The sequence below is a fragment of the Photobacterium sp. 53610 genome (assembly GCF_036409375.1).
Taxonomy (GTDB): Bacteria; Pseudomonadota; Gammaproteobacteria; order Enterobacterales; family Vibrionaceae; genus Photobacterium.
Genome location: NZ_JAXOFS010000002.1, coordinates 324,858 through 336,971, shown reverse-complemented (window position 1 = coordinate 336,971; position 12,114 = coordinate 324,858). Strand labels below are relative to the sequence as shown.

The window sequence follows — 12,114 nt, the reverse complement described above, 5'->3', positions numbered from 1 at the left end:
TTATCAGCGATTAAAAGCAATTTCACGCCAGAAAAATGGCAGATCTTTGTGTCAAATGATTGTCAGAAAGTGCATTTTTTAATCATCAACTATTGCTAGTCGATGTTCGCAGTCAGTATATTCCTCTCCCGTTGTTGGCTGATTTGATTGTTGCAACTGTAAAGGTTGCCCGTTACAGAGACATATTCCGATTGAGCTTGTTACATGCCTCTGTCTTAAAAATCAGGATCTTATTATTACGAAGTGGAAGTACCTTATGCGAATTCTTACAGTTTTGATTCTTTCGATGGTGACTCTGGTTGGCTGTGGCGGTTCAGGCAGTGGTTCTGGAAGCAGTGCATCATCGCCTTCTGGTAACACAGTGACAAATGGTGGTTCTTCTGAAAGACCAAGCACCGGCGAAGGGAATCAAACCACTGGCGGTTCAACTAACACAGGTTCTACCGGCGGCAGTTCAAACGGTGGTACAGGCACAAGCGGTTCAGATCAAACCGGTTCAGGCAGCTCAGATCAATCCATGGCTGATGAAATGCTGGCAGCTGTTAACGCAGCACGTGCACAGGCTCGTGACTGTGGAGGAACATGGATGGCTGCAGCAGGACCACTGACATGGGATTATTCTCTGGAGCAGGCAGCGTTTGTTCATTCCAGCAATATGGCAAATTATGATTTCTTCAGTCACACGGGTCTGGATGGTTCAACGCCAAGCAGCCGTGTTACCGCACAGGGTTATGACTGGAGAACTGTCGGCGAAAATATCGCAGCCGGACAAAAGAGTGTGTCTTCTGTGATGCAAGGCTGGCTGGATAGCCCAGGCCACTGTAAAAACATCATGAACGGCAGCTTCACTCAAATGGGCGCAGCTTCAGTTACAAACTCTGGCAGTACGTATGGTATCTACTGGACCCAGGTGTTTGCTGCACCGAAATAATCATTTTTGAATGAAATGAACACCTGATTTTGCATCAAAGTCTGCAAAGTCAGGTGTTTTTCGTTGTGCGGTCAGCTTTTATTTATGCCATTGCTGATAAGCATCGATACAGTGAATATCAGACAGTTTCTGCTTGAATTCATTGTCCATACCTTTCAGGCTGTAATTTTTCAGCTCAACGTTGTATTTGGCGGTGACCAGATCATAGTTCCGTGAGTGGATGATCGTGCCTGCACATTGTCTTTTATACGTATCCCAGTCGCTGTAATACTTCACATAGAGTGTTTGAGTCCACGCCCCGCCAGAACCGCTTTCATCTCCGGTTATCTTAGAATTGAGAATGTTTGCTGCGTAAAATTCCCAACTGCCATCATCAAATATTGTAAATTGGGCCGGATTGTCATATTTGAGCCCTTCACGGAAATAGGCGATGTTGGTGAACTGAAAAACTGTACTTCTTCCGCTCGGCGCTTTGTCTGTCCGTGCGGGCTGATAAACGTTTCTGGTTTGCTCAATCGGAGATACAGCCGGGGTTGTGTTGGTTTCTTCATTCGTGTCGCTGGAGCTGCAGGACTGAAGCATCAGGCATAAACCCGCGAACAGGGCGATTGGAAAACAGGGATGGTTAGTCATGGAATGTCTCCCAGGGGTTGGTAAGCATTGGTGGATGATTGACACGCTGAATCTTAACTTTGAGATTACTGACAAAGTTCATCTTCCGGCGTATCAAGCGTGAGACGAAGGAGCTGAGTCATTTGAGGCTGGCCTGTGGGGCAAAGCGGTAATCGATCGTTTTTGGTGCTGTCAGCGGATGCTCTGCCAGAAATTCAGCGTTTGCCGGCAGACCCATTCAGGATCATCAAGCGGGAGATCATGCCCGGCACTGGGATGAAGTTGCAGAGGACATTGCCAGTGTTCAGCCAGTTTTTGGCTGCAGGAAACATCGACTAACTCGTCATGCTGAGAGGCCAGCAAGAGTATCGGATGTGCAGGAATGTCCGGATAACGAAAGGTTGCTGCGGCGTTGAGCTGTCTGAAAAGATTCTTTTTATCCATCGGGCATTCTTTGCGCCATTTCGTCCACATTTTCAGAACATCCTGATCATCCGGGTACATATTGGATGTCATCTTGAGGATGATTGCTTCCTGTTCATCCGGCGGGCTGAGCAGCAGCCTGATCAGCTTCGGATACTGTTGCCAGCGCAGTCGTCTGAAAAAAGGCGATTGTTTCCCATTACTGGTATTGAGCAGAACCAGTGATGTGACTTCTTCCGGATAAAGCTTTGCCCACTCGACGGCGATCATTCCTCCCATTGATATAGCCAGCAGATCATAGCGACAGGCTTCGGATGGATTCTGAGTTGTGAGTTGCCTGGCGTGCAGAAAGTGTAATTGCTGATGTAAATCATCCACCATTGCACTGACTGTCGAGGGAGATGTTTCGAGAAAACGCTGGCCGTTTCCAGCCAGATCCATCGTGATCACCGAACGATCCGGAAGCTGCATTTTTAACAGACGGGTAAATTCTCCCCAGTGGCGCTGTTCCCGCAGTAGCCCACGAAGCAAAATGACCGGACGTTGGCATGGTGTCATGATGAAGAATCCTTGTACCAGAGGCTGTGTGCTGCTTGCCAGTCATCACCTTGTGGCTGATGACGGAACCAATTGGTATAAGCTTCGGTCGCATTGATTAAAAAGTCGAATAAAACAAGATGCTTGCGTAAAGTGCGCTCGACTCTGTGTTTTTTCAGGGGATGGAATAATCCAAGCGGATGCCAGAGCTGCAGAGGATTTTTTCTGACCCATAACCAGGATCCCATCTCCAGTGTCAGTGGCAGCAAAGTTTGTCCCTGCGCCGTAATTTCATCATAAAGATAGTCCCAGAGATCGCCATGGCAGGTGTAATGCTTAGTCTGAGGTTCGAACACATAGTTCTGATGCGGGTATGCCTGAAAGAACATCTTGCGCAGATGGTAAATACTGCCCAGATGAGGCACAGGCTGGCGTTTGCTTTTGGCATACGGAAACCAGATACGGTCTTTCACACCAAACCCTGAATGACAATCCAGCGCGATGGTCAAAGGACTGTGTGTACATTGTTTTAAAACACGGTCGACCAGGAGCTGTGCTTCCGCCTCCATCGGGGCATCAGCCTCACCACGATACCAGGGCAGTCGCTGGCTGATACGATGTCCGCCAACCAGCCAGGCGGTTTTCTCCTGGCTGTCTACCGGCGCATTACGCATTAAGTCGACATGCTGGGCATTTGACCGCCATTGCATGGCCATGCCGACAGGATTGAGCAACGGTATCGCGACAATTTGCATCGCCTCCAGCGTACGATGCAAACTGACGTCCCAACTCAGTCGCTCACATAAGCTGGAAAGAAAAGACAGTAACACCTGAGTGCCGATACGCTCGAGCCCGTGAACGCCGCCCACCAGAAACAGGCAGGGCAGATTTGGGTCAGGGTTTCCGAATCTGCATTCATAGACAGGGAAAGTCGTATTTTCGAAAGGGATCCTGAGCAGCTCACTGGCCTGCATATGATAGAGACTGTTGCCCTGATGGTTGTGGATGAGAGATTCTAATTGCTTCAGCTCAGGTAAACGCTCAGTCATATCCACACCCACTCCTGCTTTTATTGCTGCCATTAGTTATCAGCATGGCTCATCATCCGGAGAAAAGCTGACAATCTGATGGCAAAGGTGTAAAAGCTGCGCTTGAGTGTGCGATGGTCCTGCGTCAGGCCTTTGAGGTGCCTAGTGCCCAGCGAAAGGCCTGAGAAAAGATGTGCTTACCATTCGCGGGAATGACTTGTCCGTGAGCAAATAAGATTCGCTCGAAGGGCCAAGTGAGAATTTCCTGAAGGGATTGTCTCAGGCGCGTTTTGTTCTGAAAGCTGTGTCGCCAGTAGAGCGGCATGGCAGGTTTGAAATAACAGCCATTGGCGATCGCCAGAGCAATAGTGGCGGGATGATGGCTGTTGTGGAGCCAGGACAGTGTATCTCCCAGGATCAGCGTCTGCGAGACCGGATCACAAAAGACAACCTCCTCAACTTTATCGCTTCCCCGCATGACGGTTTGCAATAATTGGCCGCGCCATTGTTCCGGGGAATGGGAACCCAAAGCATCATCAAAGACAAGATCAGTGCGTTTCAGTTCGAGTCCCGGAGCTGCATAGAAAGTTGCCTGAGCATAAGCCAGCCACCATTCGGAAAGGAAAAGGTGGTGGTTCAGGTTTGGCGTGACAATGGCCTGAACACGGCCAAGTTTTGACAGTTCAATCTGAATTTTTGTCGTGAGCTGGATGGGGGAATGGATCAGCAGATTGTTATTTTCAAGGCGAATGACCGTCATCCGGCAGCCAACAGGCACACCAAAACGTTTCAATGGCATATCCATATACCAGATTCGGTCCTTACTCCATTCAATCATTGCTTTATTCCTTAAAGCGACCCCTCATTTCCGGCGGAGTGTATCAGAGATTGCAGCCCTCAGGTATACAGGTCTCATGAAAAATTCATCTATTTATTATAGTGGGTTATCAGTTGTGTGTGGTCATCAATCGCTGTGAGACTGCAGTGGTTTCCGTCAGAAAAGAATCAATGAATTCTTGGTGTCATTCATGTGACAATGATTCACAGTTAAATGTAATTTTGTATTTTTTCATCAGAGTTAACATATTCAGATGAATAAAGAAAAAATAAAGAAACTAAGCTTTTTATCTATTCACCCTGTAAGTAAAATGTCCCCCAATATATTTGTCGCTTTTATCAGTAACGGCTCTCTGCTGTTATTCAGTCTCTTATCATAAATTAAAATGAGTCGACTGAAATTGCATTAGACTTGAGTTGTGGTCATTGTGACGTTTCGTCATAAAAAGGAGAACAGGATGAGAGGACTACGTGCCGTGTCCAGGTGGCTGGCCGCAAGACCTTATATTTATGCCATTGTCATTACGCTGGCGATTATTGGCTGGATGCTTTCCGGGCAGGGCGCAGGAGAAAGCCAGTCTGCGCAGAATGACGGACCCGAGAAGCAAGCTTCGCAGGCACCTGCTCCTAAAGTCCGTATTACGACATTTGAGGCTGAACCGGTGTTTCGCAGCCTGACCCTTTATGGCAAAACCGAACCGAATCGTCAGGCCACTGTAAAAGCTGAAGTGGACGGACGAATCATTGAAGTGGTTGCGCAGCGCGGAAGTTATGTGGAAGCAGGGCAGGTTATTGCCAATCTGGCGAAAGATGACAGACCCGATCAGCTGAGACGGGCCAAAGCACTGCTGAAGCAGCGTCAGATAGAATTTGACGGGGCGAAACAGCTTAACTCAAAGGGGTTTCAGGGCCGGGCAAGACTTGCTGAGGCTGAAGCCGCACTGGTTGATGCACAGACAAATGTTGCGTCATTAACGCTGATGCTGGAAAAAACAACTATTCGCGCACCGCTCAGCGGCATCCTGAATGACCGGATGGTTGAAGTGGGTGACTACGTTCAGCCCGGCGATCCGGTGGGTATGATTGCGGATATAGACCCGCTGATCGTTCGCGCCGATGTCACAGAAAGTGATATCCAGCATATTCGCCTGAATCAGGAAGCGGAAGCCCGTTTGATTGGGAATGAACAGGCATCAGGCAAGGTCCGGTATATTTCGAAAGTCGCGAATGAAGAAACGAATACTTTCCGGATCGAAGTGTCTCTTGCCAATCCCGATCTTCACTTGCTGGCCGGGACCAGTGCTGAATTACAGGTTCCGCTGGAACAAACGGAAGCCATCAAAGTAACGCCTGCGGTATTGGCACTGGATGAAGTCGGTAACCTTGGAGTCAAAACAGTGGTTCAGGATCACGTTGTCTTTACGCCGGTTAAAGTTGTGAAAAGCGATGGTGATGGCACCTGGTTAGGTGGGTTCTCCGGTAAAGTGGATGTGATTACGGTAGGACAGGGTTTTGTCCGCGCGGGTGATCAAGTAGAAGCAATTAAAATGGAGAACTGAGGATGCTTGGGATTATTGATGCAGCATTGCATCGCACCCGCACCATTGTAATGGTTTTGCTGTTGCTTCTGATCAGCGGTTATATGAGTTATCACAGTATTCCAAAGGAAGCGGAACCGGATATTACGATACCTTTTATTTATGTTTCCATTTCTCACAGTGGTATTTCGCCGGAAGATGCCGAACGCTTGCTGTTAAGGCCTATGGAGCAGGAACTGCGTGGGATTGACGGCGTCAAGGAAATGACGTCGACAGCCAGCGAAGGTCATGCCTCAGTCCTGCTTGAGTTTGAAGCGGGGGGCGATACGAAAGAAGCGCTGGCTGATGTTCGTGAGAAAGTGAGTCTGGCGAAAGCCAAGCTGCCGGATGAGACCGATGAACCGACAGTAAACGAAGTGACGATGGCTTCGGAAAGTCCGGCGGTTACCGTCATGCTGTCTGGCCCAGCGCCGGAAAGGGCACTGATCACGATTGCACGGGATTTGCAAGACAAGCTTGAAGGCATGCGGGAAGTGCTGGAAGTCGACATTGGTGGCGACCGGGAAGACATGATTGAAATTCTGGTCGATCCGCTGCTGATGGAAAGCTACAACCTGGATCAGGAAGATATCTACAATCTGATTTCCAGAAATAACCGTCTGGTTGCAGCCGGTACGCTGGACAGCGGTCAGGGTCGGTTTCCAATCAAGTTGCCGTCCGTTTTTGACAACATCAAAGATGTGATGGATATGCCGGTGAAAGTATCCGGTGACAAAGTCGTGACCTTTGGTGATGTGGCGACGGTGCGCCGGACTTTTCAGGATGCTCAGTCTTACGCACGGGTGAATGGCCAGCCGGCGGTATCGCTTGAGGTGAAGAAGCGCCCGGGTGAGAACATCATCGAAACGGTTGATAAAGTGAAAGCGCTGATTGAGAGTGAGCGTGAGTTCTGGCCATCTAACATTCAGGTCGACTATACCGGTGATCAGTCAGAGCATGTGAAAACGATGCTCAACGACCTGCAAAACAACGTCCTGTCTGCGATCTTGCTGGTGGTGATCGTCATTATCGCCATTCTTGGCGGACGAACTGCCATGCTGGTGGGTATTGCAATTCCCGGCTCATTTCTTACCGGGATTCTGGCACTCTCTGTGCTGGGCTATACCGTCAATATGGTGGTGTTGTTTGCCCTGATTATGGCAGTGGGGATGCTGGTTGACGGCGCGATTGTGGTGACAGAATACGCCGATCGGGAAATGAGCGAAGGGACGCCCCGAAGCGAAGCCTATAAAAAGGCATCCAAGCGGATGGCATGGCCCATTATCGCTTCAACCGCAACGACGCTGGCAGCATTTGGTCCGCTCTTGTTCTGGCCCGGCATTATGGGCGAGTTCATGAAGTTTCTGCCGCTGACCCTAATCATGACGCTGGTGGCTTCGCTGCTGATGGCCTTGATCTTTGTCCCGACACTGGGAGGTTTGTTTGGCCGACCGCGTCCGATTTCAGTGGAAAAACGTCAGCAACTGATTGAAGCCGAAGAAGGCGATATCGAACATTTGCCCGGGCTGACCGGTGCTTACGTACGTGTGCTGAAAGCAGCAGTCAAACGCCCATGGAAAGTTCTGTTTGGTGCGCTGGCATTTTCTGCTGCGGTGATTGTGCTGTACGGAAAAGCGGGTAACGGCACTGAATTCTTCCCGGAAGTCGAGCCTGAAGGCTTTAATATCGTGGTGCGATCTCAGGGCGATTTATCTATCGAAGAAAAAGATGTTCTGATAAAAGAAGTCGAGTCCCGGATCCTGGATTTGCCTGAGATTGAAACGCTCTATGCCCGTACGGGCGGAGATGACAAAATCGGCATGCTCAGGGTGAATCTGATTGACTGGCAGGACCGTCGTCCGGCCGCTGAAACGGTCGAGGCCATTAAAGCACGGACTGCCGGTTTGGCCGGTCTGGAAATTGAAGTCAAGCAGGATGAATCCGGTCCGCCGACAGGGGATAAAGACGTGAACATTCAGCTCAGTTCTCGTTTCCCGGACTTGCTGAAAGAGACCGTAAGCAAGGTCAGGAAGGAACTTGAGTCCAATCCGGCATTCACCAATATTGATGATACAGGCCCAAAACCCGGTATTGAGTGGCAAATCAAAGTCGATCGCCGTGACGCCGCGCGATTCGGTGCTGATGCAACATTGGTGGGTAACAACGTCCAGTTTGTGACCACAGGTCTGACACTGGGCGAGTACCGTGCTGATGACGTGGATGATGAGATGGATATTCGGGTGCGTTTCCCTGAACAATACCGTCACATTACCCGGCTGGAAGAGCTGCGTCTGAAAACGGCACAGGGACAGGTTCCCCTGAGCAACTTCAGTACGCTGCAGGCTGCGAATAAGCTCGATACCATCAAGAAAGTTGATGGACGTCAGGCATTGTCGGTCATGGCAGATATGGCACCGGGTTATAACCTGAGTAAAGTGCTGCCAGAGGTGATGGCACGTCTGCCGGAGTTGGGACTGGATCCAAGAGTGCAGATCACACTGCGGGGTGAGAATGAGGAACAGGAGAAAGCCTCTGCGTTTCTCAGCAAAGCATTCATGGTCGCGATGGCAGTTATGGCGATTATTCTGGTAACACAGTTTAATTCCTTCTATCAGGCATTTTTGATCCTGTCGGCCGTACTGTTTTCGACTGTTGGCGTTCTGTTGGGCATGCTGGTGTTCAACCAGCCGTTTGGGATCGTCATGTCCGGGATCGGGATTATTTCGCTGGCCGGTATTGTGGTGAATAACAATATCGTTCTGATCGATACCTATAACGTCCTGCGCAATCAGGGAATGGAAGCGATTGAAGCGATTCTCCGGACAGGTGCTCAGCGTCTGCGTCCTGTGCTGATGACCACAGTGACCACGATTCTCGGTTTAATGCCGATGGTTATGATGGTCAACGTGGATCTGATTCAGCGTAAAGTGGAGTTCGGAGCGCCATCGACCCAGATGTGGGCCCAGCTCGCGACTGCGGTTGCAGGTGGTCTGGCTTTCGCAACCGTTCTGACACTGGTGATTACCCCTTGCATGCTGGCACTGGGGATTCACCGGCAGCAGCGAAAAGCCGAGAAACACAGGAACCAAAATTCGCCACACCTGATTGACGAAGCGGAAAAGGGTCAGACTGAATCTGAACTGAAAGCGCTGGAGCGTGTCAGCTGATCATCTGACTGAAGCTGCTCATATAAGGAAACCGCCACCTTTTCAGGTGGCGGTTTTTTCTTGGGCTGATTGAGTTACTCGTGATCAGGCAATCGCAAAGAAAAACACGGCGGTTGCAACAATACCAATCAGCGCATAAGGAATTTGCGTCAGGGCGTGCTGCATGGCGGTACAACCGCTGCCTTGCGCAGACAGGACAGTGGAGTCACTGAAGAAACATGAGTGACTACCAGCTGCAGAGGCCGACAACAGGGCACCAATCGTAATTGAGACTGGCACACCTAAATGTGCACCCAGCGGGAATACAATCGGCATTGCAACCGCAAACAGTCCCCAGGAGGATGCAGTAGCGAAAACCAATGCTGCCATCACGAGGAAAATCACAGCCGGGAACATCTTGGCTGACAACCATGGCGCAACCGTTTCGATGACATACTGTGTCAGACCCAGCTGGTCGTTGACGTTTTTCAGCATGAAACCGGCAATAACAGTCGCCAGTGGCAGCATCATGATTTTGATACCATCGTAAACGGCTTCAAACATGGTGTTGGCCGGCATCAGACGCTGAACACCGTACAGGCACATGGTGAAAATCATGGCAACGAAAACACCCGCCAGCAGGTCGATATCGAAGTACCAACTTGCCGCGACCAGCACGACCATCGGCAAGACAAAGTTCAGTACGCCAATGGTCGAATTCGGATGTGGTTTCACATCTGCGCCCAGTGCGATATCGACACCACCTTCAGGCTGAACCTGACCATTCTGCGCACGCTTTTCTGCCGCTTTCATGGCTCCGAGATCCGGAATCTTACCCAAGGCAACCAGCAAGACCACCAGCAGGGTTACCCAGCCGTACGCCATATACGGAATTGCCTCAATATAAGCAGTAATGCCTTTTCCTGAAGAAGCAACATTATTGTCTTCAAGCAGCGAGCTGAAGAAAATCGCCCAGGTTGAAATCGGCAGCAGGATACAAACCGGCGCTGCAGTGGAATCAACCAGATAGGCCAGCTTCTCACGGGAGATCTGATAACTGTCGGTGATGCGCTTCATGGAAGAAGAGATCGCAATGGCATTGAGGTAATCATCAATGAAAACCAGAATACCCAGCACGAACGTCAGAATCATTGACTGTCGTTTGCTTTTGACTTTGGTCACCAGTGCTTCACTGAAGCTCAGGATACTGCCGCCTTTTTCCAGAATGGTGATCAAGCCGCCCATGAGGCCACAGACCAGAATCAGCCAGGCAATGGTTTCATCCATCATGACATCCATGGACATGCTGACGACGTTGCCGACGATCTGCTGCGGATCAATCATGATCAGGCCGGCCAGTGCGCCACTGAACAGGGCTTCGACCGTTCGGTGCGTCAGTAACGCTACGGCCAGAACAAAAAGTGTCGGCAACAGGCTGTACCAGCCATAAGCGGTTCCGGCTTCATGGGTATTACCAATCATGGTGAAGGTTCCGATGATGCCGGCAATCGCCAGAATCGCCGACATGCTTTTTACACTCGGCTTTTGTGGCGCATCGATTGTGGGTGTTTTCACTGTCATACAAGAATTCCTTTCTTATCTTTCAGTTATGCTGAATGAAGCATCCAGTCAACTTCCAGTGGCGTGACGGTTTTTTCAAAGTCCGCCAGTTCACGTTGCTTGCATGCTAGATAAAGCGAGATAAAGGGTTGCGGTAGGTACATCGACATTAGCTCGCTTGATGCAAGCTTTATGAGTGCGTCCGGCATGCGCAGAGGTAACTCTACCGCATTGTCGGCCAGTTGTGGTGGGCATTGCTCAAAAGTAAAACGTTCGCTGGCAAGCAGGCCAGCCAGAATCACTGATGCCAGAACGTAAGGGTTGACATCTGCGCCAGCGATACGATGTTCAATGCGGCGGTTATTGCTGTCACTCATGGGAATCCTGAGTGCAACCCCGCGGTGGTTTTCCCCCCAGTTTGCATGGGTTGGGGTATACATTGAAGCGGAGAATCTTCGGTATGAGTTCACACTCGGACACAGCAGTGCCATCGAATCAGGCATCATCGCCAGCATGGCGGCCAGAGTCTGATAATAGAAGGGGCTGGCTTGTCCTTGCGGATCGGAGAACAGGTTATTGCCTTCCGGATCAATCACGCTCAGGTGCATGTGTTTACCGTTACCGGCTTCATCGGCAAAAGGTTTCGCCATGAAGGTCACATCAAAATCATGTGCCTGAGCGACCTGACGAATCAGGCGCTTGGCCAGAATCACCTGATCACAGGCATCGACGACATCCTGTTGATGGTTGAAGTTGATTTCAAATTGTCCGGGAGCAGATTCAGACAACGCACCGGAAGTGTTCAGGCCCTGCTGGACGGCGGCGTCATTCAGATCACTCAGAAATGAAGAATAATCATCAAGATTTTCAACATTATAAACATCAGAACGGTGTTCTCTGTCGTGGTGGACCGGGTTCAGTGGTGGCTGAATCCCACCCAAAGCATCCCGCTGTTTATCCAGCAGATAAAACTCCAGCTCGATTGCAACAACCGGGTACTGGCCTTTCTGATGGAGCTGTTCCAGCAGGTTCATCAGGACATTCCTTATGGAGAGCTCTGTCGGTTTTGTGCCGGACTCATCCATCATGGTCAGCATCACCTGTGCGACTTCAGGATTAAATGTAGGTGTCAGCGTCCCCGGAACCGGATAACAGATATGATCGGGTTCACCCAGTGCTTCTCCTAATCCTGCTTCCTCGACGACGTTACCCTCAATACTCAGTGAAATTGTCGAGAGAGGGAGATAAACCCCTTTTTCAATCTTTTCAACTGCTTCAATCGGAATTCGCTTGCCTCGCGGGGTGGCATTGATGTCTGTAAACAGCAGATCAACAAATCTCACCTCAGGCCATTTTTGTTTAAAATTTTTAACTTCTTCTTTAAATCCGTTCATTCACGAAACACCTCGTGTGGATACATCCTGTAACTTATATTTAACAGATGATCGAGAAATGGCAATAAT

9 protein-coding genes are annotated in these 12,114 nt (G+C 49.9%); 3 read left to right on the top strand and 6 right to left on the bottom strand.

Annotated elements, in window-relative coordinates; translation table 11 throughout:
* Positions 1 to 256: 256 nt before the first annotated feature.
* On the top strand, positions 257 to 931 hold the full coding sequence (locus SPK40_RS08090; RefSeq protein WP_248142240.1) for a CAP domain-containing protein: 675 nt from the start codon (positions 257 to 259) through the stop codon (positions 929 to 931).
* Between the two features lie 78 nt (positions 932 to 1,009).
* On the opposite strand, the gene SPK40_RS08085 is transcribed toward SPK40_RS08090, so the two are convergent.
* The 4 genes from SPK40_RS08085 to SPK40_RS08070 all read right to left on the bottom strand — a co-directional run bounded on the left by SPK40_RS08085 (position 1,010) and on the right by SPK40_RS08070 (position 4,369).
* Positions 1,010 to 1,564, bottom strand: a complete 555-nt coding sequence (locus SPK40_RS08085) for a hypothetical protein (protein ID WP_248142241.1) — start codon at positions 1,562 to 1,564, stop codon at positions 1,010 to 1,012.
* Between the two features lie 171 nt (positions 1,565 to 1,735).
* Positions 1,736 to 2,524: an alpha/beta fold hydrolase gene (locus SPK40_RS08080; protein ID WP_330960087.1), complete on the bottom strand. Its 789-nt coding sequence runs from the start codon at positions 2,522 to 2,524 to the stop codon at positions 1,736 to 1,738.
* Positions 2,521 to 3,552, bottom strand: coding sequence for a M14 family zinc carboxypeptidase (locus SPK40_RS08075; protein WP_330960361.1), 1,032 nt, complete (start codon positions 3,550 to 3,552; stop codon positions 2,521 to 2,523). The genes SPK40_RS08080 and SPK40_RS08075 overlap by 4 nt, the downstream gene beginning before the upstream one ends.
* Before the next feature lie 124 nt (positions 3,553 to 3,676).
* Positions 3,677 to 4,369, bottom strand: coding sequence for a DUF4336 domain-containing protein (locus SPK40_RS08070; RefSeq protein ID WP_330960086.1), 693 nt, complete (start codon positions 4,367 to 4,369; stop codon positions 3,677 to 3,679).
* A gap of 457 nt (positions 4,370 to 4,826) precedes the next feature.
* Here SPK40_RS08070 and SPK40_RS08065 point away from each other — a divergent pair, with 457 nt between their 5' ends.
* Both SPK40_RS08065 and SPK40_RS08060 read left to right on the top strand, forming a co-directional pair.
* The gene (locus tag SPK40_RS08065; protein ID WP_330960085.1) at positions 4,827 to 5,927 is read left to right on the top strand and encodes an efflux RND transporter periplasmic adaptor subunit; all 1,101 of its coding nucleotides are present in this window, start codon (positions 4,827 to 4,829) and stop codon (positions 5,925 to 5,927) included.
* 2 nt (positions 5,928 to 5,929) lie between these two features.
* Positions 5,930 to 9,112, top strand: a complete 3,183-nt coding sequence (locus SPK40_RS08060) for an efflux RND transporter permease subunit (protein WP_330960084.1) — start codon at positions 5,930 to 5,932, stop codon at positions 9,110 to 9,112.
* Between the two features lie 84 nt (positions 9,113 to 9,196).
* Here the strand turns inward: SPK40_RS08060 and SPK40_RS08055 are convergent, their stop codons facing one another.
* Positions 9,197 to 10,672, bottom strand: coding sequence for a Na+/H+ antiporter NhaC family protein (locus tag SPK40_RS08055; RefSeq protein ID WP_248142246.1), 1,476 nt, complete (start codon positions 10,670 to 10,672; stop codon positions 9,197 to 9,199).
* A 26-nt stretch (positions 10,673 to 10,698) separates the two neighbouring features.
* Positions 10,699 to 12,045 (bottom strand): glutamine synthetase family protein, encoded by a 1,347-nt coding sequence (locus SPK40_RS08050; protein WP_330960083.1) that lies wholly within the window; start codon positions 12,043 to 12,045, stop codon positions 10,699 to 10,701.
* Positions 12,046 to 12,114: the final 69 nt, after the last annotated feature.

Excerpts from the sequence above, each read along its gene's own strand:
- SPK40_RS08090 (WP_248142240.1), top strand. The coding sequence starts at position 257 with ATGCGAATTCTTACAGTTTTGATTCTTTCGATGGTGACTCTGGTTGGC.
- SPK40_RS08085 (WP_248142241.1), bottom strand. The coding sequence starts at position 1,564 with ATGACTAACCATCCCTGTTTTCCAATCGCCCTGTTCGCGGGTTTATGC.
- SPK40_RS08080 (WP_330960087.1), bottom strand. The coding sequence starts at position 2,524 with ATGACACCATGCCAACGTCCGGTCATTTTGCTTCGTGGGCTACTGCGG.
- SPK40_RS08075 (WP_330960361.1), bottom strand. The coding sequence starts at position 3,552 with ATGACTGAGCGTTTACCTGAGCTGAAGCAATTAGAATCTCTCATCCAC.
- SPK40_RS08070 (WP_330960086.1), bottom strand. The coding sequence starts at position 4,369 with ATGATTGAATGGAGTAAGGACCGAATCTGGTATATGGATATGCCATTG.
- SPK40_RS08065 (WP_330960085.1), top strand. The coding sequence starts at position 4,827 with ATGAGAGGACTACGTGCCGTGTCCAGGTGGCTGGCCGCAAGACCTTAT.
- SPK40_RS08060 (WP_330960084.1), top strand. The coding sequence starts at position 5,930 with ATGCTTGGGATTATTGATGCAGCATTGCATCGCACCCGCACCATTGTA.
- SPK40_RS08055 (WP_248142246.1), bottom strand. The coding sequence starts at position 10,672 with ATGACAGTGAAAACACCCACAATCGATGCGCCACAAAAGCCGAGTGTA.
- SPK40_RS08050 (WP_330960083.1), bottom strand. The coding sequence starts at position 12,045 with ATGAACGGATTTAAAGAAGAAGTTAAAAATTTTAAACAAAAATGGCCT.